General features: G+C 58.2%; 22 protein-coding genes and 1 tRNA gene. 9 read left to right on the plus strand and 14 right to left on the minus strand.

What is annotated here, in order from left to right; all coding sequences use genetic code 11:
* Positions 1-67: 67 nt before the first annotated feature.
* The 8 genes from porU to rpmH form a co-directional block, all read right to left on the minus strand.
* Positions 68-3,526, minus strand: coding sequence for a type IX secretion system sortase PorU (gene porU, locus C7123_RS09650; protein ID WP_107490644.1), 3,459 nt, complete (start codon positions 3,524-3,526; stop codon positions 68-70).
* Positions 3,527-4,083: 557 nt separating this feature from the next.
* Positions 4,084-4,698 carry a fumarylacetoacetate hydrolase family protein gene (locus C7123_RS09655; RefSeq protein ID WP_037979373.1) on the minus strand — a complete coding sequence of 205 codons (615 nt, stop codon included), beginning with the start codon at positions 4,696-4,698 and terminating at the stop codon, positions 4,084-4,086.
* Positions 4,695-5,351 (minus strand): redox-sensing transcriptional repressor Rex, encoded by a 657-nt coding sequence (locus tag C7123_RS09660; RefSeq protein WP_107490645.1) that lies wholly within the window; start codon positions 5,349-5,351, stop codon positions 4,695-4,697. Before C7123_RS09660 ends, C7123_RS09655 begins: the two co-directional genes overlap by 4 nt.
* Positions 5,348-6,520, minus strand: a complete 1,173-nt coding sequence (locus tag C7123_RS09665; RefSeq protein ID WP_037998760.1) for a 1-acyl-sn-glycerol-3-phosphate acyltransferase — start codon at positions 6,518-6,520, stop codon at positions 5,348-5,350. Before C7123_RS09665 ends, C7123_RS09660 begins: the two co-directional genes overlap by 4 nt.
* Before the next feature lie 50 nt (positions 6,521-6,570).
* Positions 6,571-7,560, minus strand: a complete 990-nt coding sequence (locus tag C7123_RS09670) for a D-alanine--D-alanine ligase (protein WP_107490646.1) — start codon at positions 7,558-7,560, stop codon at positions 6,571-6,573.
* A 23-nt stretch (positions 7,561-7,583) separates the two neighbouring features.
* A complete protein-coding gene (locus C7123_RS09675; protein WP_037985521.1) occupies positions 7,584-8,630 on the minus strand; it encodes an RluA family pseudouridine synthase in 1,047 nt (348 codons plus the stop codon).
* Positions 8,631-8,680: 50 nt separating this feature from the next.
* Complete coding sequence (locus C7123_RS09680; RefSeq protein ID WP_083206815.1) at positions 8,681-9,361, minus strand: PASTA domain-containing protein; 681 nt, start codon at positions 9,359-9,361, stop codon at positions 8,681-8,683.
* 129 nt (positions 9,362-9,490) lie between these two features.
* The gene (gene rpmH, locus C7123_RS09685) at positions 9,491-9,646 is read right to left on the minus strand and encodes a 50S ribosomal protein L34 (RefSeq protein ID WP_083206816.1); all 156 of its coding nucleotides are present in this window, start codon (positions 9,644-9,646) and stop codon (positions 9,491-9,493) included.
* Between the two features lie 1,114 nt (positions 9,647-10,760).
* On the opposite strand from rpmH, the gene C7123_RS09690 reads away from it, so the two are divergent.
* Both C7123_RS09690 and C7123_RS09695 read left to right on the plus strand, forming a co-directional pair.
* Positions 10,761-12,194 (plus strand): phosphatase PAP2 family protein, encoded by a 1,434-nt coding sequence (locus C7123_RS09690; protein ID WP_069174897.1) that lies wholly within the window; start codon positions 10,761-10,763, stop codon positions 12,192-12,194.
* 89 nt (positions 12,195-12,283) lie between these two features.
* Positions 12,284-12,365: transfer RNA gene (locus C7123_RS09695), tRNA-Leu, on the plus strand.
* Between the two features lie 85 nt (positions 12,366-12,450).
* On the opposite strand, the gene C7123_RS09700 is transcribed toward C7123_RS09695, so the two are convergent.
* Entirely contained in the window at positions 12,451-13,179 is a 729-nt protein-coding gene (locus tag C7123_RS09700; protein WP_037979388.1) for a YebC/PmpR family DNA-binding transcriptional regulator, read from the minus strand.
* A gap of 45 nt (positions 13,180-13,224) precedes the next feature.
* Entirely contained in the window at positions 13,225-15,693 is a 2,469-nt protein-coding gene (gene pheT / locus C7123_RS09705) for a phenylalanine--tRNA ligase subunit beta (protein ID WP_069174898.1), read from the minus strand.
* Positions 15,694-16,349: 656 nt separating this feature from the next.
* Between pheT and C7123_RS09710 the strand changes: the two genes are divergently transcribed.
* The 5 genes from C7123_RS09710 (at position 16,350) to C7123_RS09725 (ending at position 19,314) form a co-directional block, all read left to right on the plus strand.
* On the plus strand, positions 16,350-16,580 hold the full coding sequence (locus tag C7123_RS09710) for a 4Fe-4S dicluster domain-containing protein (protein ID WP_083206817.1): 231 nt from the start codon (positions 16,350-16,352) through the stop codon (positions 16,578-16,580).
* Between the two features lie 7 nt (positions 16,581-16,587).
* The gene (locus C7123_RS09715) at positions 16,588-17,664 is read left to right on the plus strand and encodes a 3-methyl-2-oxobutanoate dehydrogenase subunit VorB (protein ID WP_037978780.1); all 1,077 of its coding nucleotides are present in this window, start codon (positions 16,588-16,590) and stop codon (positions 17,662-17,664) included.
* Positions 17,665-17,701: 37 nt separating this feature from the next.
* On the plus strand, positions 17,702-17,878 hold the full coding sequence (locus C7123_RS13150; RefSeq protein ID WP_173897008.1) for a hypothetical protein: 177 nt from the start codon (positions 17,702-17,704) through the stop codon (positions 17,876-17,878).
* A gap of 150 nt (positions 17,879-18,028) precedes the next feature.
* The gene (locus C7123_RS09720; RefSeq protein ID WP_069176330.1) at positions 18,029-18,733 is read left to right on the plus strand and encodes a thiamine pyrophosphate-dependent enzyme; all 705 of its coding nucleotides are present in this window, start codon (positions 18,029-18,031) and stop codon (positions 18,731-18,733) included.
* A gap of 35 nt (positions 18,734-18,768) precedes the next feature.
* On the plus strand, positions 18,769-19,314 hold the full coding sequence (locus C7123_RS09725) for a 2-oxoacid:acceptor oxidoreductase family protein (protein ID WP_037998765.1): 546 nt from the start codon (positions 18,769-18,771) through the stop codon (positions 19,312-19,314).
* A 617-nt stretch (positions 19,315-19,931) separates the two neighbouring features.
* Here the strand turns inward: C7123_RS09725 and C7123_RS09730 are convergent.
* The 4 genes from C7123_RS09730 to C7123_RS09745 all read right to left on the minus strand — a co-directional run bounded on the left by C7123_RS09730 (position 19,932) and on the right by C7123_RS09745 (position 24,514).
* Complete coding sequence (locus tag C7123_RS09730; protein WP_069174899.1) at positions 19,932-22,034, minus strand: tetratricopeptide repeat protein; 2,103 nt, start codon at positions 22,032-22,034, stop codon at positions 19,932-19,934.
* A gap of 6 nt (positions 22,035-22,040) precedes the next feature.
* Entirely contained in the window at positions 22,041-22,601 is a 561-nt protein-coding gene (def, locus tag C7123_RS09735; protein WP_037985527.1) for a peptide deformylase, read from the minus strand.
* Positions 22,602-22,664: 63 nt separating this feature from the next.
* The gene (gene ruvX / locus C7123_RS09740) at positions 22,665-23,114 is read right to left on the minus strand and encodes a Holliday junction resolvase RuvX (protein ID WP_069174900.1); all 450 of its coding nucleotides are present in this window, start codon (positions 23,112-23,114) and stop codon (positions 22,665-22,667) included.
* A gap of 2 nt (positions 23,115-23,116) precedes the next feature.
* Positions 23,117-24,514 (minus strand): undecaprenyl-phosphate glucose phosphotransferase, encoded by a 1,398-nt coding sequence (locus tag C7123_RS09745; protein ID WP_037983458.1) that lies wholly within the window; start codon positions 24,512-24,514, stop codon positions 23,117-23,119.
* 737 nt (positions 24,515-25,251) lie between these two features.
* Between C7123_RS09745 and C7123_RS09750 the strand changes: the two genes are divergently transcribed.
* Entirely contained in the window at positions 25,252-26,037 is a 786-nt protein-coding gene (locus tag C7123_RS09750) for a DUF6261 family protein (protein WP_159049891.1), read from the plus strand.
* Positions 26,034-26,507: a 23S rRNA (pseudouridine(1915)-N(3))-methyltransferase RlmH gene (rlmH, locus tag C7123_RS09755; protein WP_069174902.1), complete on the plus strand. Its 474-nt coding sequence runs from the start codon at positions 26,034-26,036 to the stop codon at positions 26,505-26,507. Before C7123_RS09750 ends, rlmH begins: the two co-directional genes overlap by 4 nt.
* The last annotated feature ends 154 nt before the right edge of the window (positions 26,508-26,661 follow it).

Raw genomic sequence — 26,661 nt, forward strand, 5'->3', positions numbered from 1 at the left:
GAAAAGCTGAAAACTGAAGCCGGGTACACGAGGGAACGCATCCCATCATGTACCCGGCTTTTCGTTTTTAGTTTTTCGCTCCGAGGATCACCATCTTCTGGGCGCGGGTGGCCTCTGACGAGCCCGCCGTACGGATGGCCGCGCGGTAGATGTACACGCCGGGGCGCAGACGGGCGCCGCGTCCGTTGGTCAAGTCCCACGTGACGGTGTAGGCGTGGAAGAGCTCCGACGATCCCTGCTCGGTGTGCTGCCATTGCAGGCGACCCGCCAGATCGTAGACGCCGATCGTGACTTCCATGCGTGACTCCGGGCGATTGTGGTCGAGGTAGAAGGTCACCTGGTCGCGGGCTGGCACGGGGCCGGCGCGTAGCTCGGTGATGGACGGTCGGAGTCCCTTCTCGACTTGGAAGGTGAAGGTGCGCGTGGTGGAGTTGTTGAAGATGTCCCACACCTTGAACTCCGCCGTGTGCGTCCCCTCGGCAAGGCGCGGGATGGAGAAGCGCACCACGCCCTCACCAGCGACGTCGGTGCGGTCGGCGTAGTAGCTGTTCAGGTTGTAGCTGAGGGCGGGATTGTTGTCGATGGTCAGCGTGATGTCGTGCCCGACGCTGCTGCCGGTGATGTTGATTCCCGAGGCGTCGCGCAGGTGGGCGACGAAGAAGGGCGTCTCGTTCGTCTTGTCGCCCTCGCTCCAGGTGCTGTCGTTGAGGTAGAGCAGGCGGATGTCCGGGCCGACGGTGTCGCGTTCGATCTGGGTGGCGGTGCCGCCCACGGTATAGCGACGGTAGGCGCCGTTTGCCTCGCGCTGCTGCGCGGCGTCGTAGGCGTAGAGGCTCATTTTCCCGTTGCGATTGGAGTAAGAGATGTCGGCAGGGACGGTGAAGCTGAGCGTGAACTGGCCATTGGTGACGACGGTGTTACCCCGGTGGATGGTGTTCGGGTAATCGGTGTAGGTGTAGGTGTGGCCCGTGCGGTTGTTGTTGAGCGTGGTGATCTCTTTCTCGCTGTCGAGGACGACGGCCGTCAGGGCGCCGTTGAAATCCGTGAGCCGCGCGCTGTCCAATCCGATCACCTCGCCCTTGATCGTCACTCGGTCGAGGGCCCGGAGGTTCACCGTCCCCTCGGTGGCGGACTTGCCGTTGATCTCTGTCACACGGATCCCGTAGGTGGGGAAGGAGAGCGTCAGGGCCGGGTCGCCGATGAGGACGAAGCAGCGGTTGAGGTACGACAAGTAGCCGTTTTTCATCCCCATCAGTGCCTCCCCAAGGGTGGCCCGACGACCGTCCGCGCGGCGTTTGAAAAGTTGCTCGAGGAGGATGCCATTCATATTGAAATTAGGCTCATCGTAGGCCACGCGCGAGGTGGTGATCAGCGCAATGCCGCCACTCTTCTCGTTGAGGAAGACATCCTCTCCGGCAGAGGTGACCGTATGATCGAAGGGCGTGAAATCGCACGAAGCCGTGATCCAGAGCGGCAGGTGGGAGTAGGTATATTGCTGGATCATGCTCTGGGTGATGACGTGCTCATCGCTCAGGGCCTGGGCGTTACCGTGGCCATTGTAGTTGATCAGCATGGTGCCTTCGCGCTGCAGGTTTCGGAGGGCGGTGACCACGTCGGGGTAGGCGCCGCTGCCGCCTCCGCCCGAGCTGCTCTTCTTATAAGCGTCGAAAAGGAGGCGGTGGTTGATGTACTCCGGGTAATTCTGCTCCACGAATTGCGAGAGGCGGTTGGCGTCGCTCATGTGGCGCGTCTTGTAGCCGTCGGTGGAGTTGCCGTCGTCGCCGATGAAGCAGAGATTGTTTTTCCAGGCGCCGAAGGAGGGGTTATCGATGTAGCCGACGACCTTGTTGACGGCCGCGCGTGCCTGGGTGACTGTGCGGACGGGGAATCGGCCGATGCCGAGTCGCAGGTTGCAGGTGCCGATGCGAGATCCCTCGCCGTCGTCCAGGAAACCGAAGTAATCATCCGTCACAAAGGTCTCGTGCTCCTCGCCGCCGCCCGTCCAATTGCCACCTAAGGAGAAGTGGGACTGGTAAGTGAGGAGGAAATTCGTCATGTCGATGCCCTTCCAGGCCGAAGAAAGCTGACGGTTGTCGTGCGACCCATCGCCGAAGAGCAACAGATATTTCGGGGCGTCGGACTCCGAGGAGCGACGGTCGTAAAACATCTTCATGAAGCGACGGATGGCGGTCGCATCTGGCGTGCCGCTCGAGAATTCGTTGTAGACCTGCTCGGGAGTAACGATGGTGACGCTGATCGAGTCGCGCTTCGTGCGGTGCTTGGCGGCCAGCCGCTCGGCTTCGCTGAGGAAGGCCGGGGGAGAGAGGATCACCATGTCGGTTTGCGGAAGGGCGTGCAGGTTTTGCGCCGTCACGGCCCCGACGGTCTCGGGGGTGGGGAAGGTCTTCGTGGGGTCGATCAGCACGAACTCCCGGAGGGTGTCGCCACTGGCGGGGATGGAGAACGTGAGCGCGGAGCCGTCGCGGCGTGTCGCCATGCGGCTGACGCGTTGAGGGTGGGTGACGTCGAGGACGATCATCGCCTCCGTGGCGCCGGAGATGACGAAGCGGGAGGCGGAACGCATCGAGGTCAAGTCGCGGAAGAAGGTGAAGGGCGCGTCGTAGGCGCGGAGCGTGCGGCGGACCTGGAGGCGGATGTAGTCGAGGAAGCTGTTGGCGGCCGCTGCCTTGTCGTAGGCCACGGTCACCTTCGGCGCCTCGCTCTTTTCGCCGCGCCAGGAGCTGGTGCCGACGTATTCGTGGGCTTTGGTGTAGGTCTCGTTGTCGAACGGGATCGTGCCGCGGAGCAGCTGCGTGCCGTCGATCGCGAGCGTGACTGTGCCGGCGCCCGTCACCCCGGTGTAGGCCACGAAACGGAGCGTGACTTTGCCCTCTTCGGCCGTGATGCCCGGCACGGAGAAGGGAAAAGTCTGCGATAGGGTGCTGGAAAAACTCTCGCCGAAGAGGTCACGGCCGGATCCGGTCTGCCCCAATTTCTGAAGGAACTCGCGATCCACCTCGTGCAGCAGGTGGTCGTCGAAGACGGTCACGTCGCGTGCGGCCGTGACGTCGGCGGAGGTCGTGCCCGCGTCGGCGGTGGGCGTGGCGTCGGTCACGAAGTAGTAACCGTGCGTGGCGTAGGGGTTCACCTCGTGGGTGAAGGTGCCGGCCTTGCGGTCGTAGGTCCACTTGATGGGGCCGCGCCCGTAAAAGAGGATGTAGTCCGCGCCTCGGTAGACGGGTGTGGCGGGCAGGTCGTCGACATAGCCGCCGTGCGAGAAGTCCTCGTCGAGGATGTAGCCGCCGTAGCCGTGGACAGAGACCTTGGTCGGGTCCGCGAAGCCCATGGCGCGGAGCTGGTCGTAGGTGAGTTTGTAGATGCCGTCGTCGGCAACGCGGACCTTCACCCACCGTCCCTCAGCCAGCGCAGAGCTGCGGGCATAGAGCTTGGCGTCTGCGCGCGCGGCCGTGGCGGTAAGGGCCCAGAGGGCGAGGGCGCAGCATATCGTGGTCAGTATACGTGTCATATGTAGAAGTTAGATGTAGACATGAGCGAAAAAGTGGGGCGAATCTATGGATAACGCGCCATGGATTCAAACGAAGAAGTTCGAAAAATGTACCCATCTCTCGCTGTTTTGAGCAATAAGAAATGCCTCGTGCCTGAAGGTCTCATTGTCCGAAACAATAGAAAACACCTTTTGCCCGAAGGTCTCATTGTCCGAAACAATAGGAGGAAACGAGTGCCTACGAGAACCGTTGTCTCAGACAATACTAAATACCTGATCGAGGTATTCGTGATTGATTGAGACAGCACTAAACAACAGTCATCTCATTTATGACTATCTGAGACGATCGTAGATTCTTTTCGCGCACGTTTGCTATTGTCTGAGACATTATTGAATACCCGGATCAGGTATTTAGTATTGTCTGAGACAACGGGATTTTCCTGTGGTGGAAACGCGTCATTGTTCAAGATAATGAGCGGTTCCGAGAGCAGACGTTACCCATTGTTTGAGACAATAAGAGATCCCAGTCGCAGACGTTTCCCACTGTTTGAAACAACGGGAGATGGGGGAAACCCAAATTACTTAATGTAGAAATCGAGCAACCGCTTGTCGCCGATGAAGCCCTCTAAATGGTCGCCGATGGCTACGGGGCCGACGCCCGAGGGGGTGCCGGTGTAGATCAAGTCGCCCATGCGCAGGGTAAAGAATCGACTGACGAAGGCAACGATGCGGTCGACGGGGAAGAGCATGTCGGCCGTTCGGCCCAGTTGCACTGTCTGACCGTTGAGGTCGAGACGGAAGGTGATTTGGCCGATTTCGCCGCCCACCTCTTGCAAGGGGACGAAGCGGCCGACGGCTGCGGCGTTGTCAAAGGCCTTACAGAGCTCCCAGGGAAGACCTTTGGAGCGCAGGTCTCGCTGCCGATCGCGAGCGGTGAAGTCTATGCCGACGGTCACCTCGTCATAGTATCGAGCAGCGAACCGTTCGTCGATGTTTTTACCCAGCCTGTTGATCTTGATGACGAGCTCCGTCTCGTAGTGCACCTCGTCCGTAAAGTCGGGGAGGAAGAAGGGCTTGCCATCTTTCAGCACGGGATCGGATTTCATGAAGATCGTAGGCTCCGGGGAGAAAAACGTGTGCTGTAGTTCTTTATTGTGATCGGCGTAGTTCATGCCGACGGCGAAAATCTTCATCGGGTGGTGAGGCTGTTTAGGCGATTGAACATGACGGCGAGATTGGCATAGATGGAGGTATTCTGCACCACGACGTTGTGGGGTACCCGGATGCGGAAGGGGGTAAAGTTCCAGAGGGCGCGGATTCCGCAGGCCAGGACTTGGTCGGTGACGCGCTGGGCTTCCTCTACCGGCACGGTAATGACGGCAATGGTGGCGTCGAGCGTGGGGCAGCGGTCCGGGAGGTCGTCGATGTGGTAGACGGGGATGCCTTCGATCTCGGTGCCCACCAGCTCGGGGCGGACATCGAAGCCGGCAACGATGTCGAGTCCGTATTGCCCCAGACCGGCGTCACGCATGAGGGCGGCCCCCAGCTGACCGACGCCGAAGAGTAGGGCTCGGTGGGCGTGCGAGAAGCCGAGGAAGTCGTCGAGGATGCCTATCAGGGCGTCCACCTCGTAACCGACGCGGGTTTTACCCGAGATGTTGATGTAGGAGAGGTCCTTGGCCACCTGCACGGGGGTTACGCCCGTCTCCGCTCCGATGCGGGTGGAGGAGACGACCGTTTCGCCACGCCCGCGGATCAGCTTGAGGTAAGCCAGATACCAGGGCAGGCGGCGGAGTGTGGGTTCGGGCAGGCGTTCGTGGCGGGGACGTTCGTCGGAGGCGGTCATTCGGGTTTCGTGTCCCAGTGGTTCTTGAGGGGGTTGGCGTACATCTCGAGCATTTTGGTGCGCAGGTAGGGCTCGTCTTTTTGGGGCAGGTCGATGCGGTCGAGTTGTCGCTGGAGGTAAGCCTCGAAGCGGGCTTTGTCGCGGAGGTCGTAGTTCATGCGGAAGCGCAGCGTGGCGTGTAGCAGATCGTAGGCCACGTAATTGCTTGGGTAGAAGCGGTAATGGGCGTAGATGTCGCGGTCGATAGCCGTTGCGGCGGCCGCGAGGAGCTCGTGGCGGGGCATGGCGGGGTCGAACTGTCGGAGGGTGTCGTTCAGGGGCGTGCCGATGGTGAAATGCACGCGCCCTTTGTCGCCCATGATGCCGGTCTCCATGCTCAGCAGGTCGTCGCGCTCGCTCTTGACGTAGTTCAGGTCGTCGCGCCTCAGTTGGAACTCTCGGGCTTTGAGGTAGTCGCAGGGGTCGTACTCGTAGGAGATGGCGATGGGCACGATGTTGAGCTCCATCAGGTTGTCGAGCAGGCCCTCGTCGCCCTCTCCGGCCATGCAGAGCATTTTGAGGACTGAAGTCTGGGTCTGGTCGTTGGAGTCTTTGGCGCGACCCTCTCGCTGGGCGATCCAGATGGACTCGTGCGTCTGGCGGAGGGTGTGGCGGATGTAGGCCGAGAGGATGCGGCTGTTTTCGAGCAGTCGCCGGGCCGATAGGTTGCGCTTGACGATGAAGCTGTTGTTGAGCCGCACCAGGAGTCGGATCCAGGGATAGATGAGGAGGTTGTCCCCGATGGCAATTTGGGTCATGTCGTAGCCCACGTCGTAGAGTAGGACGTTGAGGAAGGCGGCGTCGAGGACAATGTCGCGGTGGTTGGAGATGAAGGTGCAGGGCGCTTTGCCTTCGGGCAGTCGGCTGCGGCCGGAGATGGTCAGCGAGAAGGTGCTCCGCCGTGCAATGGCCATGACTGTCTTGTAGCCGATGGTCTGCTTAAATTCCGCCTTGGTGCGGCAGGAGCGCATCGTCTCGATGAGGGCTGCGCGGTCGGCATCCGGGGCGATGTAGCTGAGGGCGCGCCAGAGTCCGTCGGACGAGATCAGATCCTCGACGGCTTGGGGCACTTCCGCGTCGTTTACGGGGCGGATGTCGTCGAATGCGGGGGAGGGGTAGGTCGTTTCCATTGCGATGTCTCGGTGTTTATGTGGATAGGAAGGGTGAGGTGGGGCGTTGTTCAGCGGTTGTTCAGCTCGTTCTCAATGATTTCCGTCATCACCTCGGAGATTTGGAGACCGGCGGCGCGGATCTGCTGCGGGATGAAGCTCGTTGTGGTCATGCCCGGGGTGGTGTTTACCTCCAGCACGACGGGTTCGCTGCCGTCCGGGGGGATAATGAAGTCCACGCGGATGATTCCCTTGGCCCCGATCAGGCGGTAGATGTTTTGCGTCAAGTTTTGGACCCACCGGGTCATCTCGTCTGAGATCCGCGCGGGGGTGATCTCGCTCACCTGTCCGTTGTATTTGGCGTCGAAGTCGAAGAAGTCGTTACTGGTCACGACCTCCGTCAGCGGCAGCAGCGTCATGCGCCCATTCGCCTGGTAACAGCCGCACGTCACCTCGGTACCGGCCACGAAGCGCTCGATGATCACCTCGTCGTCGCAGGTGAGGGCTCGCCGTACGGCCTCCTCGATCTTGTCGGCCACCTTCACCTTTGTCGTGCCGAGGCTGCTCCCCCCCGCGTTGGGTTTGACGAAGACGGGCAGGCCGAGGCTCTTGACGACCGTGTCCTCGGAGACCTGCTCGCCGCGCCGCAGACGGATCGCGTCGGCGACGCGTAGGCCTTGGCTCCGTAGGAACTGCGTGCAGGTGTATTTATTAAAGGTGAGGGCCGAGGCCAACGTGCCGCAGGAGGAGTAGGGGAGGCCGATCATGTCGAAATAGCCCTGCAGCCGACCGTCCTCGCCTGGCGTGCCGTGGATGGTGATGTAGGCCAAGTCGAAGTGTACTTGTCGGCCGTCAGGGGTGCGGTAGCTGAAGTCATTGCGATCTATAGGCATCTGGGATCCGTCGGCCAGAAGTACGCTCCAGGCTTCACGGGTCAGGAGGACGCGATGGAGGTCGTAGCGCGTTCGATCGATAAAGGAATAGAGGCCGTCGGCGCTCTTGAGCGAGACTTCGTACTCGCCGGAGTAGCCCCCGGCTACCAGTGCAATCTGCTTTTTCATTGTTCGTCTATGGGTGGTAAGGGTTAGGTGTTGTTGGCGCAGTAGGTGCGCCATTTATTGATCAGCCCCTGCATATCGTCGGGCAAGGGAGCCGTGAAAAAGAGCTCCTTTCCCGTGGTGGGATGCACGAAGCCTAACGTCTCGGCGTGCAAAGCCTGACGCGGACAGGTGTCGAAGGCCTCCTGCACGAACTGTCGGTAGCTGCCCGTGGGGCGTCCCTTGAGGATGCGTTCGCCGCCGTAGCGGGCGTCGTTGAAGACGGGATGGCCGATGTGGCTCATGTGGGCGCGGATCTGGTGCGTGCGACCGGTCTCGAGTTGGCAAGTTAGGAGACTGACGTATCCCAGCCGTTCGGTGACGCGGTAGTTTGTGGCGGCCCACTTTCCCTCCTCGCTTCCGGGCGGATAGACTGCCATGCGGAGGCGGTCGCGTAGGTCGCGGCCGATGTTACCCTCGATGTGCCCCTCGTCCGCTTTGGGGATACCCCAGACGAGTGTCTGGTAGCAGCGTTGGGTAGTCTTCTCGAAAAATTGGCGGCTGAGGTGGGCCTTCGCGTCGATGTTTTTGGCTACGACGAGCAGTCCGGACGTGTCTTTGTCGATACGGTGCACGAGTCCCAGGCGGGGGTCGTTGGGGTCGTAATTCGGCAGGTTGCGGAGGTAGTAAGCCAGAGCATTGACCAGCGTGCCGGTGTAGTTGCCGTGCCCGGGATGCACAACAAGACCCGCCGGCTTATTGACCACCAGCAGGTCCTCGTCCTCATAAACGATATTGAGGGGAATATCCTCCGCGATGACTTCGAAGGCGTGCCGCGGACGCGCCATGACGATCGTGACCACGTCGCCCGGCTTCACCCGGTAGTTGTTCTTTACCGGCACCCCGTCCACCCGCACATAGCCTGCATCGGCAGCCAGCTGAATGCGGTTGCGGCTCGTATGCGTCATGCGGTCGATGAGGAACTTGTCGACGCGGAGCAGAGATTGGTTCGGGTCGGCCGTAAACCGGAAATGCTCATAGAGCACTTCGGGAGCCTCGTCGTCGTCCTCTTCATTGAAGAGGCCGTCTGCCATGGCATCTTGGAGGGTCATAGGTCGGTGGTCGGTAGTTACTTCGTTGGGGATCATTCTTCGTCGTCGGTTCCTCGTTCTTCGTCGTCGTCTGAGTCATCGCTGCTGCGAGAGGCTCGCCATTCCGATTCGGAGCGTGGCGACCAGAATGTGGAGTCTGTGCCGCCTTCGCCGCCGTCGCTTACCCGGAGCACGATCTTGGCTGCGATGGGTGCGCGATCGCCTGCCCTCAGCGTCTTACCGCGCAACTGCACGCCCAACGCCAGATCGCGGTAGCTGCCACTGACGTAGACGACGTCGATGGACGTGAATCCGTGCGATTGCAGCAGGGCGAAGGCTTGGCGCAGAGAGAGGTCGGTGACGTCCGGTACGATGGCCATCTGTGCCGTGCGGGCGTTGATAGTCAGGTAGAGGATGCGGTCTTTCTTGACCTTCGATCCGATGGCGGGCACCACCTCGACGATGGCTCCCGGAGCCATATCCTTGGAATAGATGGAGTCGAGTACGATGTAACGCAGCCCTATTTTTCGGATCTCCCGATGGGCCTCTTCGGGCGTCTTCCCCTTCACGTTGGGCACGACGATGGACTCGTTGTGGCGGGTGTATACGTCCAGGGACTTCAGCACCATGAGTGAAAGGAGCCAGAGTGCGATGGCAGCTAGGAAGATGTGCACTACCACCGGTAGGCGCATGAACCATTCCCGTATGTCTTCGGCGTCTTTTTTCTTTTCCATAAGGCTGCGTGTGCGTTTTGTTTGGGGCTTAAAACGAAGAAAGTAAAAGTCTTTTCCTTCAAACTTTTACTTTCTCATGTGTGGGGCCAGACAGTTTTTTCTGTGGCTTTTTATTCCCGATGGGGGCTTTTAGGCCTTCGGATATTCGTCGGATACGGTCAGTTTCTTACGTCCCTTTGCACGACGTGCGGCCAATACGCGGCGTCCGTTAGCGGTCGACATTCTCAGGCGAAAACCATGCTTATTCTTTCTCTTTCGGTTGGAGGGTTGGAATGTTCTTTTCATTTGATCTATCTGTTATTGTTATGATTATCCGTGGATTCAGGGCGCAAATGTAAATCCATTTTTGATTGCAGCAAGCCGGCCGGTCGGGCTGGAAACGGCCGGTAGAGCCATGAAATACCCCCTGTTTAACGTGAGTTCGGTGTAAGAATAAAGCTCGCAGAGAGTTTCTACGGAAGCCCGACCAAAACGTTTTTGGAAATACCTACAACACTGTTGCAAGTGCCTCGAAGAACTTTTGGGCGTTTGCGGGGTGTCCCGCAAGTCTCGCGGCATTTGCTTTGACGTTTGCGGGTACTCCCGCAAGTCTCGCGGCATTTGCTTTGACGTTTGCGGGGAGTCCCGCAAGTCTCCCGGCATTTGCTTTGGCGTTTGCGGGAGTCCCGCAGGTCTCTCGGCATTTGCTTTGGCGTTTGCGGGGAGTCCCGCAAGTGCTTCGGAGAACTTGTTGGCCGTTACAACATGCTATCAATGACATCCTCTATGAATAAGGGTATCTCATTCTTTTGTTGAACTCACGTCTGTTTACCGTCTGCTGAAGCCTTTTGTTGGCGCCCGAATTACGCTGCTTATCCGGGCCACTGTGCGAAGCCGGTCGAGTGCCTGTTTGAGGCCGCGCAGGCCTCCGCCGAGGCCGGGGAAGTATGCTTGGTACATGATGAGGTGGGATTTTGTCTCGTAACAGACCAGATTTCGCTGGCGGCCGGCCTCTGCCGAGGCCGGGGAAGTATGCTTGGTACAAGAATGAGGTGGGATTGGCTTTGTACCCGGCCAAACTTCGCTGGCGGCCGCAGCCGCCCCAATCGAGCGCTTGTTTCGGGCCGCGCAGTGTGCGCGAAGCCAATCGAGTGCTTGTTTCGGGCCGCGCACACTGCGCGAAGCCAATCGAGTACTTGTTTGAGGCCGCGCACACTGCGCGGAGCCAATCGAGTACTTGTTTGAGGCCGCGCACACTGCGCGAAGCCAATCGAGTACTTGTTTGGGCCCAAACATTTTCGCTGAAGCAATCGAGTGCCTGTTTGGCTTTGCACGGAAGGGATGAGAGGCGAAAGGAAGGCCGATCGGCGTGAAAAGTGCCCCGGTCTATCTTTGCGCCCATGATTTTTGACTCGTAAGCATGAAAAGACAACCCATCCACAGCGTGATCGCTTTGCTACTGATCCTCCTTTTTGCCCCACATACGGCGGCGCAATACGCCCATTATCCGCCAGCGGCGCCTGATACGGTGACAGTCGGCGGCTACGGGATGCGACATATGCTTGACAGTGCGACCATCGTTCCCCGTCGTCGTATGCACACTGTCTTTGACCATGACGCTATGCGCATTGGCTTTGCCCCGGCACTCTTCTTTACCGCCTCGGCACTGACGTGGAGCGAGCGCGAACATATCCGACATATCCGCAATCGTTATGTGCCGGGTTTTCGCAATACGTTCGACAACTACCTGCAATATGCGCCAGCGGTGGCGACCTATGGATTGAAACTGGCGGGTGTCCGTGGGCGTAACAAGTGGCCCCGGACGCTGCTTTCGCACGCTGCGAGCCTAGCCATTATGACGGCCGTGGTGAACTCCATCAAGTACACCGCCCGCGTGGAGCGGCCCGACGCCTCGACGCGCAACTCCTTCCCCTCGGGGCACACGGCCACGGCTTTTGCCAACGCTACCTTACTGCACAAGGAGTATGGCGATGTGAATCCCATCTACAGCATCTCGAGCTATGCCAGCGCCACCTTCGTGGCCTTCGGGCGCAGCCTGAACAACCGCCATTGGGTGCCTGACATTCTGGCCGGTGCTGGTATTGGTATCCTCTCCACGCAGCTCGGCTATTTCTTCATCGATAAGATCTATCACAACCGCGGCGACAACCTCAGCCTCTTCTCGCGCTTCGAGAGTAGTGGCACGCCGTCGTTCCTAACCGTGCGCGTGGGCAGCGCCGTGGCCATGCATAATCTGCTGGCCTATCCGGGTACGGGTGCCGATGCGCCGACGCGCCCGGGGCTGGAGGCGGGCTTCGAGGGTGCGTGGTTTACTGGGCCACGCTGGGGAGTGGGCGGCGAGTGTGCTTTCGTGACGTTCGCTGTCGATCCGTCGGAAGAGATGGCGGTCGACGCCGCACGGCCTGAGCGTGGACACATGCGGTTGCAGGCGCAGTCCGTGGGGACGGTGAACATGAGCGTGGGCCCCTACTTCGCCGTCGATCCGGGCGAGCGTTGGGTGCTAATGGCCAAGGCGAACGTGGGGCTGGCCCTTGCCGCCAAGGGGACGGTGACGGCCGAACCGGCGCACGACACCAGGGATCTACAACGCGAACTCTCGCTCTACACCTACGAGCCACAGACGGCCTGGATGGGTGGCGTGGGGGCGTCGATGACATACAAATTTCGCGACGAGCTGGGCGTGACGTTTTACACTGACTACCATTACGCCCGCCCTTCGGTGCGCATTACTTACACCGATCCCGACCGCCCCGAGGATCAAATCCGGTCTGTCAGTCAGGTGCGCACCTTCGATTATCTCTCCGCCGGCTTGCGCTTGACGGCCTTCTTCTGATGCGGAATTGCAAACTGCTTCTATATTTGCCGCCCGTTAACGCATCGCCCACCTCAGGGCGGATACAAACCCGGATAATCCCGAAACAGGCGGCTGTGGTGTAATTGGTAGCCACGTCAGACTTAGGATCTGATGCCTCCGGGCGTGGGGGTTCGAGTCCCTTCAGCCGCACGCAGAGAGAAAGAGAGAGGGGGTGTCGACAGCAGATGTCGGCACCCCCTCTTCATTTTCCTTCTGGGGCGAGGCAGAGGAGGGGTTATTCCTCCTCTTCGCTCTCCTTCATGTTGTGGAAGACGTTCTGCACGTCTTCATCCTCCTCGAGTCGCTCGATGAGCTTGTCGATCGTCTCGCGCTGCTCGGGCGTCACGTCCTTGAGGTCGTTGGGGATGCGGACAAATTCGCTGGAGGTGATCTCGTAGCCGTTCTCTTCGAGATACTTCTGGATGGCGGCGTTCTGCGCGAAGTCGCCATAGAGGATCACCTCGCCCTCGTCTTCTTCCAGCTCGTCAACGCCGTAGTCGATCAGCTCCAGTTCGAGGTCGTCAAGCGACACGCCGTCCTTCTTGAGGATGTGGAACACGCACTTATGATCGAAGAGGAATTCCAGCGATCCGGTCGTGCCCAGTGTGCCGCCGGCCTTGTTGAAATAGCTGCGGACGTTGCCCACGGTGCGTGTGGTGTTGTCCGTGGCAGTCTCCACGAAGACGGCGATGCCGAACGGGCCGTAGCCCTCGTAGTTCATCTCCTTGTAGTCCGTGTAATCTTTTGAACTGGCTCGTTTGATGGCGCGGTCGACGTTGTCCTTGGGCATGTTCTCCTTCTTGGCTGTCTGCATCAGTACGCGCAGCCTCGGGTTGCTGCCCGGGTCCGGTCCACCGGCTTTGACGGCGATGGTGATCTCCTTACCCAACTTCGTGAATACGCGGGCCATGTTGCCCCAACGCTTGAATTTCCGCGCTTTGCGGAACTCGAATGCTCTTCCCATAGTCTGTCTCTTTTATCTTATTGTTTTACGGTTTGCAGTTTACAGTTATCTCAGTTGTGCCCCCAGCTTCGATTCCAAGTTGCGACGAAGCTTAGCCATGAGGTCGTCTATACGGCGGTCGGTGAGGGTGCGTTCAGCGTCTTGCAGGTAGAAGCTCACGGCGTACGACTTCTTGCCGGCCGGTAGATTCTTGCCCTCATAGACATCGAACAGAACGACGCGGCGGAGCAGTTTGCGATCCGTCTCGGCAGCTGTTTGTTCGATCTCGGCGAACGTCACAGCGGTGTCGACGAGCAGCGCCAAATCACGCCGCACTTCGGGGAATTTCGGGATCTCACTGAAGACGGTTGTCGCCCGACGTGTCTCTTTCATCAGTGCCGTCCACGATAGTTCGGCAAAGCTGACTTCCGTGTCGATGTCTGCCTGTCGAGCAATGCGTCGGTCGACGATGCCGAAAGTGGCCAGTGTGCGTCCCGCGGCCGTCTCGATGGTCATGCCGGAGGAGTAAATCTCGTCGGTGAATGTGCGTCGCACGGTTTTCTTCTCATCTACGCCGAGGCGCCGGAGGATGTTCTCCACATAAGCCTTCAGCTCGTAAACAGAGGTCTGTTCGTCGGCGTGCAGCCAACTGTTTTCCGTGCGTGTGCCACTCAGCCAAAGGCCCAGTCGATGCTCCTCTTCGAAGCCTTTAAGCGGTGTGTCAGCCTCCGCAGACGGTCCCTCAGCGCGGCGCATGTAGCAATTGCCGAACTCGAAGAAGCGGAGGTTGCGCTGCTTATGGTTGATGTTGTGCGCGATGGTCTGCAAGCCGCCGAAGAGGAGCGTTTGGCGCATTACGTTCAGGTCGGCACTCAGCGGATTCATGAGCGTCACGCAGGCGTCGGCAGGCATCGTTGCGAGGCCTTCGTAGTTGGCTCGGCGCGTGAGCGAATTGTTCATGATCTCGTGGAAGCCTGCGCCGCAGAGCTGCTCGGAGATGAGCGACTCTAAGCGTTGGCTGCGGTCCGTCGGCGTGCGATAGCTCAGCGTGGACTGCACGCGGTCGTCGAAGGCCACGTTGTTGTATCCATAAATGCGAAGGATGTCTTCGATTACGTCCACGTCACGGCGGACGTCGATGCGGTAGACGGGCACACGCAGCGAGAGGCCCTCGGGTGTCTCATGAGCAATCTCTATTTCTAACGAGCGGAGGATGCTCTTCACTGTCTCGGGTGGGATGGTCTGCCCGATTGTCTCATCAATCTTGCGGTAGGTGATGTCAACGGCGTACGGCTCGACTTTGTTCGGATAGACATCTTGAATCTCACCCGTGATGCGTCCGCCAGCCACCTCACGGATGAGTAATGCGGCGCGTTTGAGCACCTCAATCGTGCCGTTCGGATCCAGGCCGCGCTCGAAGCGGAAGGAGGCATCTGTGCTCAGTCCGAAGCGCCGTGCCGTGCGACGGATCCATGTGGGATTGAAGCAAGCCGACTCGAGGAAGATATCCGTCGTGGACGCTGTCACGCCCGAATCGAGTCCGCCAAATACGCCGCCGATACACATCGGTTTCTCGGCGTCGCAGATCATCAGATCATCGGCTGTGAGTGTGCGTTCTATGCCGTCGAGCGTCGTGAACGGCGTGCCCGTGGGCATGGTGCGAACCTGAATCCGGCCGCCGGCGATCTTCGCCGCGTCAAAGGCGTGCAACGGCTGACCAAGCTCGTGCAGGACGTAATTCGTCACGTCCACCACATTGTTGATCGGTCTGAGGCCAATGGCCGTCAATCGACGGCGCAGCCACTCGGGACTCTCGCGGACGGTCACGCCGCGGATCGTCAGGCCGGAGTAACGTGGGCAGCCCTCGGAGTCGACGGACTCGATGACGATGGCCGGCGACGGGTCGTCCATGCCGAAGCCCTCGGTGGATGGGCGTTGGAGCGCAACGGGTGTGCCCCGTTGCTGGAGGTAGGCGGCTAAGTCGCGGGCCACGCCGTAGTGCGACGTTGCATCGACGCGGTTCGGCGTGATGTCGACCTCCAGCACGTGGTCCGTCTCGACCTTATAGTATTCCGCCGCGGGCAGGCCCACGGGCGTGTCAGCGGGCAGGACAATGATGCCGTCGTGGCTCACACCGACGCCGATCTCATCTTCGGCGCAGATCATGCCGAACGACTCCTCACCGCGTATCTTGCTTTTCTTGATTACAAACTCCTTGTCGCCGTCATAGAGCTTTGCGCCGATCACGGCCACGACGACCATTTGTCCGGCCGCCACATTGGGCGCGCCACAGACGATCTTCAGCGGCTCGTCGCTGCCCACATCGACCGTAGTCAGGTGCAGATGGTCCGAATTGGGGTGCGCCGTGCAGGTCAGCACGCGACCCGTCACGAGTCCAGCTAATCCACCACGGACGGACTGCACCGTCTCTACGCTGCCCGTTTCGAGTCCGATGGACGTCAGCGCCGCCGCCACCTCGTCAGGCGTCAGGTCGAACGGCAGATAATCTCTTAGCCAGTTGTACGATATATTCATTGCTTATAAATAAGTAGGTAGTAAAAATGCAGCCTCTGGGGGAGTGCCCGGCCTCCGTATCACTATATATAATAGGTATAGGGGTAACCGACTATATAGCTAATCCCCCCCTTTGAAAATAGGCGCGCAAATGTAAACTAAAATGGACGGTGGCTCTTGTGAAGTAGCCGCCGCAGGCAGGGCAACTGCGTCAAAACCTTGTATCCCTACGGAGATTAAAACCACACGTGATTCCGATCTCCGTAGGGGTACAGAGATTAGAACCACACGTGGTTCTGCTTTCCGTAGGGGTACATACATTAGAACCACACGTGGTTTTGATCTCCGTAGGGGTACAGACATTAAAACCACGCGTGGTTTTGCTTTCCGTAGGGGTACAGAGATTAGAACCACGCGTGGTTTTGATCTCCGTAGAGGTACAGACATTAAAACCACGCGCTGGGAGTGGCTCCCTATTCCTTGATATCGGAGATACGCAAGAGGGATCGGCGCACGGATCCACCTTCGGATGGCCTTCGTTAGAGGTTTTCACTCTGTTCCGTCTGCTCCTATATAGATGTAAGCAAAGGCCTGCGTGGTAAAGAAAATTTGAAAGTTATTTGCTGCTGTGATAAGCTTTTCTATTTTTGCGACGGATACCTAAAAAACAATAGCTTATGGCAAGAGTAAAAGGAATGGTAGTCGTAAACACCGAAAGGTGTAAAGGCTGCGACTTATGTGTAGTAGCGTGTCCCAGTGACGTCTTGGAGTTGCATCCGCGAGAGGTCAACAACAAGGGATACCATTATGTGTACATGAAGACGCCTAAGGCGTGCACTGGCTGCTGTAGCTGCGGCTGGGTGTGCCCAGACGCCTGTCTGACGATTTACAGGGCTAAAGTAGGATGAACGAGCCATGGAAGATGTCAGATTAATGAAGGGAAACGAAGCGATCGCACATGCTGCGATACGCTCCGGTGCGGACGGCTATTTCGGTTATCCGATCACGCCACAGTCCGAGGTAATGGAGACATTGATGGCTGAGAAGCCTTGGGAAACGACCGGTATGGTTGTCCTGCAGGCTGAGAGCGAGGTCTCCTCGATCAACATGGTGTATGGTGCTGCGGGGTCGGGCAAACGAGTGATGACCTCTTCGTCCAGCCCGGGCATGAGCTTGATGCAGGAGGGCGTCTCTTACATCGCGGGTGCCGAGCTGCCCTGTTTGCTGGTGAATGTTATGCGTGGCGGCCCGGGTCTGGGAACGATCCAGCCGAGTCAGGCAGACTATTTCCAAACCGTCAAAGGCGGCGGGCATGGCGATTACCGCCTCATCACACTGGCGCCCTCGTCGGTGCAGGAGATGGCCGACTTCGTGGCGCTGGGCTTTGACCTGGCGTTCAAGTATCGGACGCCGGCCATGGTGCTTTCTGACGGTATGATCGGGCAGCTGATGGAGAAGGTGGTGCTGCCGCCTTTCCGCCCACGCAAGACGGACGAAGAAATCGAGAAAGAATCGCCTTGGGCCACGACGGGTCGCAAGGGCGGGCGCGAGCCGAACATCATCACGTCGCTCGAGCTCGATCCGTCCATCATGGAGAAGCGCAACCTGCACCTGTTAGAGAAGTATCGCCAGATCGAAGAGAACGAGGTGCGCTACGAAGAAATCGGCTGTGAGGATGCCGACTATCTGTTGGTTGCCTTCGGTTCGTCGGCTCGCATTTGCCAGAAGGCCATGGAAGTGGCGCGTGGCGAGGGACTGAAGCTGGGCCTGCTTAGGCCCATCACCCTGTGGCCGTTTCCCACGAAGGCCATCTCAGACCGTGCGGACAAAGTCAAGGGCATCCTCTCCGTCGAGCTCAACGCGGGCCAGATGGTAGAAGACGTTCGGCTGGCCGTCAACGGACGCGTGAAAGTGGAACACTTCGGCCGCTTGGGCGGAATTGTCTTCACACCGGACGAGATCATCGCCGCGGTGAAGGAGAAACTGATGTGACGCTTATACCGTAAACATTGAAAGGAGACCAGACAAGATGAGACGCGGAGACCGATGGGACGAACTATTCACGTTACTATTCATGCTGCTCGCCATCGCGGCCGGCATCCTCTATTTTACGGTAAAAGGAAATCGCCTGCCCTTCATGCTGTGCGGTGGTGCGGCTATCCTGCTGCGACTGGTGCAGTATTTCCTACGAATGGGCGGGCGATAAGTCGATAATCATAAAAGACACCTGCATAAAATGGAAACATTAGAATTGATCGAAACCGAAACTGAGTTGGTGGAAACGCTGACCGAACCCAATGAGATAGACTTTGATATCATCAAACCGGAAAACCTCGTCTACACGAAGCCGGCACTGATGAACGATACCCCCATGCACTACTGCCCCGGCTGTAGCCACGGCGTGATCCATAAACTGGTTGCGGAAGTGATCGGCGAGATGGGCATGGAGGATAAGACGGTGGCCGTGTCACCTGTGGGCTGCGCCGTCTTTGCATACAACTATATTGATGTGGACTGGGTGGAAGCGGCCCACGGACGTGCGCCTGCCGTAGCCACGGCCCTCAAACGCGTGAACCCGGGCAAGCTGGTCTTCACCTATCAGGGCGACGGCGACTTGGCCGCCATCGGTACCGCTGAGACCATCCACGCCGCCAATCGCGGGGAAAACATCGTCATCATCTTCGTCAACAACGCCATCTACGGCATGACGGGCGGACAGATGGCCCCCACCACGCTGATCGGTATGCCTACCGCCACCTGCCCCTACGGCCGCGACGTGGCCCTGAATGGCTACCCGCTCAAGATTGGTAACATCCTGGCTCAACTCGACGGCACCTGCCTCGTGACTCGCCAGAGCGTCCAGACACCCGCCGCTGTAAGGAAGACGAAGAAGATGCTCCGACTGGCTTTCGAGAACTCGATGGCCGGCAAAGGCACCTCCGTTGTGGAAGTCGTTTCGACTTGCTCCTCAGGCTGGAAGAAGTCGCCCACGGCGTCCAACCGCTGGATGGAAGAGAACATGTTCCCCGCCTATCCGCTGGGCGACCTGAAGAATATCTGATCCCGATCCGTTTAACCGATAAAGAAGATACAACCATGCAACATGAGATTATCATCGCCGGATTCGGCGGACAGGGAGTGCTCTCGATGGGTAAGATTTTGGCTTACTCGGGGCTGATGGAAGACAAGGAGGTCACCTGGATGCCCTCCTACGGCCCGGAGCAGCGCGGCGGTACGGCCAACGTGACCGTGATTCTGAATGACGAGCGGATCAGCTCGCCGATCTTGAACTCGTACGACATAGCCATCGTGCTCAATCAGCCCTCGTTGGACAAGTTTGAGCCGAAGGTGAAGCCGGGCGGCGTCCTGATCTACGACGGCTACGGCATACAGCGCCCCGCCACACGCACCGATATCAACGTCTATCGTATCGACGCGATGGACGCGGCTACGGAGCTGAACATGCAGAAGACGTTCAACATGATCGTCCTCGGCGGCCTCCTCAAGGTGGTGCCGATGGTACAGATGGAGAGCGTCCTGCGTGGGCTGAAGAAGACGCTCCCCGAGCGGCATCACAAGCTGATCCCCGTCAATGAGGAGGCTATCCGCAAGGGCATGGAGCTGATTCGTAAGGTCGGCTAAGGCCGGCCGCACTTGATGCGATTTTTCTTTTTCATAAGTCATCAACATTAGACGTGAGCCGTCGCCTTCAGAGTGCTTAACTCGGGCGGCGGCTCTTTTTTTGTCCGGACCGGATGCAGATCGGGAAGCGCATCTTTTGAAAAGACGTCGGTGATCTCCGAAGCCGCGTCATGTCGCATGAAATGGCATTTCCGACCGTCGAAGCCGTTTCATGTCGCATAAAATGACATTTCCGACCGTCGAAGCCGTTTCATGTCGCATGAAATGGCATTTCCGGCCGTCGAAGCCGTTTCATGTGACATGAAATGACATTTCCGACCGTCGAAGCCGTTTCATGTGACATGAAATGACATTTCCGACCGTCGAAGCCGTTTCATGTCGCATGAAATGACCTTTCCAGCCCTCGAAACCGTTAACTGGTGACCCGAAATGGCCGCAAACTACTTTTTGGTCGCTTCTGGTCACCCGAAATGGCTGCAAACTACTTTTTAGCCGTTTCGGGCGAAAAGATGCGCTTTCGAGGGGGGCGATACGTCTGCCCAAAAAGCAGAAAGGCCGTTCGACACTTCGTCAAACGGCCTTTTTTCGTGGGTATGAGGGGGGCACCGAACGGGTGGCTACTCGTTGCTCTTGCTTTCCTCCGTCATGCGACGGATGATGCTGTAGGCGCTCGGCAGACCCAACTCGCCGGCCTTGCTCAGGTCGACGATGCCGCGCGTGGCGTTGCCCATCGAGAGTTCGGCCAGCCCACGATTGAAGTAGGCCTCGGCCAGCTCGGGGTCGCGGCGGATGGCCTCGTCATAGTCGGCGATGGCGGCGCGGAAGTCTCGGCCCGTGCAGCGCAGGTTGCCGCGGTTGAAGTAGGCAAAGGCGAAGTCCGGAGCGAGGCGGATGACCTGGTCATAGTCGCGCAAGATCAGCTCGTGCTCATGCCGTCGGGCCTCGTCGGCGGGGGAGGGGTCGCGGGCGTCGGCCGAGGTGGACGGTCGCGTGGCGGCGCCGAATCGGAAGGGCGAGGCGGCGGCAGATGTGACGTCAGGCTGTTGCGAACGCGCGGACTCAAGCTGCTTGTAACGCACCACGGCGCGGGCGAAGTAGGCGAGGGGGGCAGCGTCCGGGGCCAGCTCAATCGTGCGGTCGAGGTCGCGCAAGGCCTCGGTGAAATCCTGCACGAGCAGGTAGTCCAGGGCGCGCCCGAAGTGCAGATCGGCGTTGCCGGGCGTGCGTTCGATGCGCTTGGAGTAGCTGTCGATGGAAGCGAAGTGGGCCGCGATCTGTTCTTCGGTCAGGGCCGCCTCGCGGTTGGTTAGGAGCAGTCGCCAGGCCAGCACCCGACGGTCGTTGAAGCGCTCCACAAGCCGGTCGTAGAAAACGCGCTCGCGGACGTCGGCCTGCCGCTCGTAGTACGTAAGGACGAACATCGGCTCCAGCTCCACCTGCACGTTGCGGTCCTGCACGCGACCGCGGATCTCGCTTTGATATTTGCTTTTCTGCTCCTCCTTGCGGTCGTAGACGACGAGGCGGCTGAACTTTTCGATGTTGCGGTCCGACTCCTCGCGCGTGCGATCGTTGGCGCCCGACCGGGTGCTGTCCTTCGCCGCCGTGGAGGTGACGCTGCGGCGCCCGCGCCGGCAATCGTCCTCGATCTTCATTGCTGCGATATAGTCGCGATCGGCACCCTTGAGGTCGTTCAGTCGTCGCTTCACGTCGGCGCGGTAATAGTAGCCCTGCACGAAGTCGGGGTAGCGACGAAGCACGGCGTCGAGGTCGCGGATCGTGGCCCGATAGTCGCCCGTTTTGAAGAGCAACGTGGCGCGGTTGAAGCGGGCGATGTCGTTGTCAGGCTCCAGTCGGAGCACGACGTCGAAGTCCTCGATGGCACGGTTGTCGTCGCCCACCTGCGCCCGGAGCAGTCCACGATTGAAGCGGGCGATGCGGTTGTCGGCGTCCATTTCGATCACCTGATCATAGTCGGCCATCGCGCCGCGCAGGTCGTTCAGCTCGTAGCGTACCAGTCCGCGGTTGATGTAATAACCGGGCTCCCGCGTGTTGAGTCGGATGGCTTGGTCGAGATCCTTGAGCGCCTCGGTGTAGCGGCCGGACTGGTAAAGCGTCAGGGCGCGGTTGGCGTAGCACGGTGCATAGAACGAATCGAGGGCGATGGCCCGATCGTAGTCTGAAAGCGCCTTCGCCGTGTCGCCCTTTTCGAGATACATGGCGGCGCGCGTGAGGTAGCCCAGCGACTGCTTCGGGTGCGCGCGGATCAGTTCCTCGAAGACTTGCTCGGCATCCGTGAAATCCTTCTTCTGTACATATGCGATGGCTTTGTTCGACATCATCGCCCGGTCGCCCGGCTTGAACTCCAGCCCCTTCGTGTAATCCTCGATCGCTCCGGCATACTTCTCGAGGCTCTGCCGGGCGATGCCGCGCGCATAGTAGGCCTGCGCCAGGAAAGGGTTGCGCTCGAGGCTGAGCGTACAGTCTTCCTCGGCGCCCTGGAAATCATCCAAGTTCAGCTTCGCCACAGCGCGGTAGAAGTACGGCTCAGCCATCCATGGCTTGGCCTTGATCACCTGGTTGAAGTACTGGATGGACAGGACATAATCCTCGAAATAGAGCGCATTACGGCCGATGGCCATCACCCGGTCGGTGTTGACCTGCGCCTGCATGTGCACCGCGATCGCGAGCAGGAAGAAGAGGTATGTCAGTGCCCGTCTCATGGCGACTTACTTTTTGTTGGCCGGCTTGATGCGGTAGCGGCACGACGCTTTGCCCTTGATGATGTTGTTCAGCTTGGCCTTGTTCAGCTGCCGGCGGATGGGCGAGATGTTGTCGATGAAGAGCTCTCCAGCCAGGTGTTCACACTCGTGCTCCACGATGCGCGCGGCGAATCCGCCCAGCGCCTCCTCGACCGGCTCGAAGCGTTCGTTCAGGTACTTCACGCGGATGCGCTCGGCCCGCGTTACGCGCTCATGCACGCCGGGGAAGCTGAGGCAGCCCTCCTCATAGGTCACGCGTTCCGGACTCTCCTCCACGATCTCGGGGTTGATCAGCACGCGTTTGAAGTCTTTGCAGTCCAGATGATCGTTAGCCAGCGGTGTGCCGTCAATCACAAGCAGCTTGATGGAGCGCCCTATCTGCGGTGCGGCCAGCCCGATGCCGTCAGCATTATACATCGTCTCAAACATGTCGGCGATCAGCTGTTGCAGCTCAGGATAGCTGCTGTCGATGGGCTTCGTTTCTTCTCTTAGTACGGCTTGGCCGTAGGTATAAATCGGTAGTATCATTAGTAGTAATAAGTAGTTATGTGGGCCTGATGCCCACAGTCGTTATAGGGTTGTTATAAGTAGTCAAAGTAGGTGTGGATGACCGGTAGCGCCGGGACTTTTCATCCATTCCATATAGCCCTGCAGGATGAGCACGGCGCTGATCTCGTCGACCAGGGCTTTGTCTTGCCGACGTTTCCGACCGAGTCCTCCGTCGATCATCGCCCGATGTGCCATGACAGACGTGAAGCGTTCGTCGTAAAACGTGACCTCCACACCTGCCGGCAGTGCGGCCTCCAACCGACGGGCGAAGGCCTCCACCCGAGCCATATTTTCCGACGGCCGATTGTCCATCTGCTTGGGCAGCCCCACGACGACCCGTTCTAATGGTTCGCGTGCGGCATAGGCCACGATATAGTTTACGGCCTCCGCACTGGCCACCGTCGTCAGCCCGCCGGCTGCGATTTGCAGCGTGTCGGTGACGGCCAGCCCCGTACGCTTTGCGCCGTAGTCCACGGCTAGGATTCGTCCCATCGTCAGTACGCGTTTTTTTCGCCTTGAAACATGTTGATCACCGTCACGTAGATGATCTTCAGATCGAGGAAGAAGGACCAGTTTTCGATGTACCACACGTCGCGCTTGACGCGCCCCTCCATCTGCTCCAGCGTCTTCGTCTCGCCGCGATAGCCCGTGATCTGCGCCCAACCCGTGATGCCGGGTTTGACCAGATGGCGCACCATGTATTTGTCGATCAGCTTCGAGTATTGCTCGGTGTGCTTGAGCATGTGCGGCCGCGGCCCGACGACGGACATGTCGCCCTTCAGCACGTTCACAAACTGCGGGATCTCGTCCAGATTCGTGTGTCGGAGGAAGGCCCCGATCGGCGTCGTGCGTGGGTCGTCGCGCGTGGCCTGTTTCTCGTCGGCCTCCTTGTTGACGCGCATGGTGCGGAACTTATAGCAGTCAAATTCCTTGCCGTAGAGCCCCGTGCGCTTCTGCTTGAACAGGATCGGCCCGGGCGAGCTAAGCTTGATCAGCAGCCCGATCACGAGATAGAGCATGGGGTAAAGGAGCAGCATCACCAGCGATGAAAAGAGGATGTCAAACGCCCGCTTCACGGCCCGGTTCGAGGCCGACTGCAGCGGCTCGTTGCGGATCGACAGCAGGGGCACGTACTCCATGATTTCCATCACCATACTTTTCTTGATGTCGCGATAAAAATCAGGCAGAATGTAGAAGCGGATCATGTGCTTCTCGGCAAACGAAAGCAGCCCCGAGATCTTCTCGCTATTGGCCCCCGGGATGGTGCAATAAATCTCGTCCACGGGGTGCGTTTCGATGAAGGCTTCCGTCTCCTTCAGCCGCCCGAGGTAGTTCGGCAGTTCGCCTCGAAGCGCCTCGTTATCATCGAAAAAGCCGTACACATTGAAGCCGTACGCCATGTCGTTTTTGAGCACTTTATACAGCTCCAGCCCGTTCTTTCCGGCCCCCACAATGATCACGTTTTTCACGCTGTACCCCTTCCGCCGATAGATCTTTACAATCACCCGCATCACCACGCGCCACAGCGAAAAAGCGACCAACAGCGTGCCATAAAGAATGATCAGAAAGCGCGCCGATCCGTGCCCGATACGCATGAAAATGAGGCATGTGGTGAACATGATCATCTGAAACGTAATCAGCATGAACGACCGTTTGACGATGTTGTCCAAGAAGACCACCGAGAGGTGCACCCGGACGGGAACGAAGTAGAGGGCGAAGAAGTAACAGAAGTTCAGCAACAGGATGATTTCCTTGAGGCTGTGACCGATAAGTCGCGTGTAATCAGCGCTGAGCGCACGATATAAAACGAGAAACAGGGCATTGATGAGCACCAAGTCACCCACCCCGATCAACCATTGAAGAAAATATCCCTGTCTCGAGTTTTTTTCCATTTCCACTTGAAGTTAAGGCAAAGGTACGGACGATTATCCCAGCGCACAAAATGGCACGAATCAGCGGATCTACGTCGTACGGACCGGCCACACCGCCGCTTGGAAGCGCTTTTTGGGCCATCAAACGGCCCGTCATGCCGCATTCCGACCCCTTGTTTTGCGTCCGATCGCCCCCTTGTCTTATTCCCGTGCTTGGTCTCTCGTCTGTCTCTCCAAGCAGTCCTATAATCTCATTATTTCATCTGAATGTATATCTCCATAGCCTATGAAAGATGATATTAGTGTATTGGTTTAGTATTATTGACTATGATATTAAGTATATAGTTCGTTATTTATTTTCATAGGATATGAGGGAGTATATGCGTATAAAGAAGATATATCATAGTCTATAATTCTTTCTATTGATATGTGTAGAGGTATTCATAGCGTATAATGAGAGGTATAATCCATCTAAGGACTATTCATAGGCTATGATTTTTATGTTTCATGCGTATAAGAACTTTCATAGCCTATGACAGATGGTATCCATTACATAAAGTATTGTCATAGACTATGATGCATACTTTTCATATGTAGAAGGATTGTCATAGCCTATGACGATCGTCTCTCTTTTAGAAATACCTTTGCGCAAGGAGGAGTTGGGTCTTTGTTCGCTGTCGAAGTGACAAAATGGCATGCGGTCAGGCCTCGACAACTCGAAAAAGTACACATATATATAATGTAAGGAGAACGACAAAATGAAAGTAGATGGATTGAGCATAGGACTGCTCCTTTCGATGGAAGATTTTGGCTATCAATCCCTGATACAGGAGATGCTTCCGGATCTGCCGCTCGAAACCGCGGATGAAGGCTATTCCGACAAACTCAAATCGGCCGTCGAGGACTATCGGGCGGTGTATCGCGCGTTCGACGACGCTGTCGAAACCTCTGGAACCACCTCTCCAGCCGTCATCGCCGCCCGCCACGACAAGGCGCGCGACAATGCCTGGCGTACCCTTCGCGCTTACGTTAAGGTCTGCACCCGCCATCCTGATCCGGACGTGGCCGCCACTTCAACCCGCGCCCTTCAACTGATCCGTAACATCGGCGACCTCTCCATACGGAACCGTACCGACGAAACCGGGCGCCTCAATACCCTCATTCAGAGCCTCCGCGAGATTGGCGCCGCCCCACTCGCACAGGCTGGTATTACGCCTTTCATCGACGATTTGGAGCGTAAGGATCACGCCTATCGAGAGGCTTATCAACACTGGATAGACGTTAAGGGCGACCGTACGATTGGCCTCGTCCAACTCAAACGCCGCGCTGCCGACGCCGCCTATCGCAACCTTATTACGACTGTCAACGCCCTCATCCACCTCAATGGCGACGCACCCTACGCCGCCTTCGTGCGCTCCGTTAACGCCCTCATCAAGCGCAACAAGACGACCCTTATCACCCGCCAGACCCTCCGTGCCAAGCGTCACCACTCACTCATAGCGCCCCCTCCCGCAACCGAAAACCAGCAGCACTCCGAATCATGAACGTCGAACTTTGGATGATCGGCAAAACCGACCACTCCTATTGGCGCGAAGCACAAGACGAGTATGTCCGCCGCCTGATCCACTATCTACCCTTCTCCTTACGCATCATTCCCGACGTCAAAAACGCCGCCCGCCTCACCGAATCGCAGCAAAAAGCCCAAGAAGGCCAACAGATCCTGAAAGCACTACAACCAAGCGATCAATGCATCTTACTCGACGAAAAGGGTACCGAACACACCTCCGTCGGCTTCTCTGTCTACCTCTCGAAGCGACTGCAACAGCCCTCCAGACGGCTTATTTTCGTCATTGGCGGCCCTTACGGGTTCAGTGACGCCGTCTACACCCGTGCAACAGATCGTTTATCCGTTAGCCGAATGACCTTCTCCCATCAAATGGTTCGAGTGATCTTCTTAGAACAGCTATACCGCTCAATGACGATCATAAAAGGGGAACCCTACCACCATGAATAGAGATTTTGCCTCTTGGATTGGCTGTCTTGATAAAAAAAACAGCGGTCCTCGTTTTCGTGTAGAGACTGTAAATCAGCAATCAAGCATAATTTAACACAGCAGATGTAGTGGTAAGATTTGGAAGAGAAGAAAGTCCATGTACTTTTGCACCCGC

It is taken from the genome of Tannerella serpentiformis, assembly GCF_003033925.1.
GTDB lineage: Bacteria > Bacteroidota > Bacteroidia > Bacteroidales > Tannerellaceae > Tannerella > Tannerella serpentiformis.

Bases quoted from the DNA above. Each gene is read 5' to 3' on its own strand.
- porU (WP_107490644.1), bottom strand. From the start codon at position 3,526: ATGACACGTATACTGACCACGATATGCTGCGCCCTCGCCCTCTGGGCC.
- C7123_RS09675 (WP_037985521.1), bottom strand. From the start codon at position 8,630: ATGGCAGACGGCCTCTTCAATGAAGAGGACGACGACGAGGCTCCCGAA.
- C7123_RS09730 (WP_069174899.1), bottom strand. From the start codon at position 22,034: ATGAGACGGGCACTGACATACCTCTTCTTCCTGCTCGCGATCGCGGTG.
- C7123_RS09660 (WP_107490645.1), bottom strand. From the start codon at position 5,351: ATGACCGCCTCCGACGAACGTCCCCGCCACGAACGCCTGCCCGAACCC.
- ruvX (WP_069174900.1), bottom strand. From the start codon at position 23,114: ATGGGACGAATCCTAGCCGTGGACTACGGCGCAAAGCGTACGGGGCTG.
- C7123_RS09665 (WP_037998760.1), bottom strand. From the start codon at position 6,520: ATGGAAACGACCTACCCCTCCCCCGCATTCGACGACATCCGCCCCGTA.
- C7123_RS09725 (WP_037998765.1), top strand. From the start codon at position 18,769: ATGCAACATGAGATTATCATCGCCGGATTCGGCGGACAGGGAGTGCTC.
- def (WP_037985527.1), bottom strand. From the start codon at position 22,601: ATGATACTACCGATTTATACCTACGGCCAAGCCGTACTAAGAGAAGAA.
- C7123_RS09745 (WP_037983458.1), bottom strand. From the start codon at position 24,514: ATGGAAAAAAACTCGAGACAGGGATATTTTCTTCAATGGTTGATCGGG.
- C7123_RS09715 (WP_037978780.1), top strand. From the start codon at position 16,588: ATGGAAGATGTCAGATTAATGAAGGGAAACGAAGCGATCGCACATGCT.
- rpmH (WP_083206816.1), bottom strand. From the start codon at position 9,646: ATGAAAAGAACATTCCAACCCTCCAACCGAAAGAGAAAGAATAAGCAT.
- C7123_RS09720 (WP_069176330.1), top strand. From the start codon at position 18,029: ATGAACGATACCCCCATGCACTACTGCCCCGGCTGTAGCCACGGCGTG.
- C7123_RS09710 (WP_083206817.1), top strand. From the start codon at position 16,350: ATGGCAAGAGTAAAAGGAATGGTAGTCGTAAACACCGAAAGGTGTAAA.
- C7123_RS09655 (WP_037979373.1), bottom strand. From the start codon at position 4,698: ATGAAGATTTTCGCCGTCGGCATGAACTACGCCGATCACAATAAAGAA.
- C7123_RS09750 (WP_159049891.1), top strand. From the start codon at position 25,252: ATGAAAGTAGATGGATTGAGCATAGGACTGCTCCTTTCGATGGAAGAT.
- C7123_RS09670 (WP_107490646.1), bottom strand. From the start codon at position 7,560: ATGAAAAAGCAGATTGCACTGGTAGCCGGGGGCTACTCCGGCGAGTAC.
- pheT (WP_069174898.1), bottom strand. From the start codon at position 15,693: ATGAATATATCGTACAACTGGCTAAGAGATTATCTGCCGTTCGACCTG.
- C7123_RS09690 (WP_069174897.1), top strand. From the start codon at position 10,761: ATGAAAAGACAACCCATCCACAGCGTGATCGCTTTGCTACTGATCCTC.
- C7123_RS13150 (WP_173897008.1), top strand. From the start codon at position 17,702: ATGAGACGCGGAGACCGATGGGACGAACTATTCACGTTACTATTCATG.
- C7123_RS09680 (WP_083206815.1), bottom strand. From the start codon at position 9,361: ATGGAAAAGAAAAAAGACGCCGAAGACATACGGGAATGGTTCATGCGC.
- rlmH (WP_069174902.1), top strand. From the start codon at position 26,034: ATGAACGTCGAACTTTGGATGATCGGCAAAACCGACCACTCCTATTGG.
- C7123_RS09700 (WP_037979388.1), bottom strand. From the start codon at position 13,179: ATGGGAAGAGCATTCGAGTTCCGCAAAGCGCGGAAATTCAAGCGTTGG.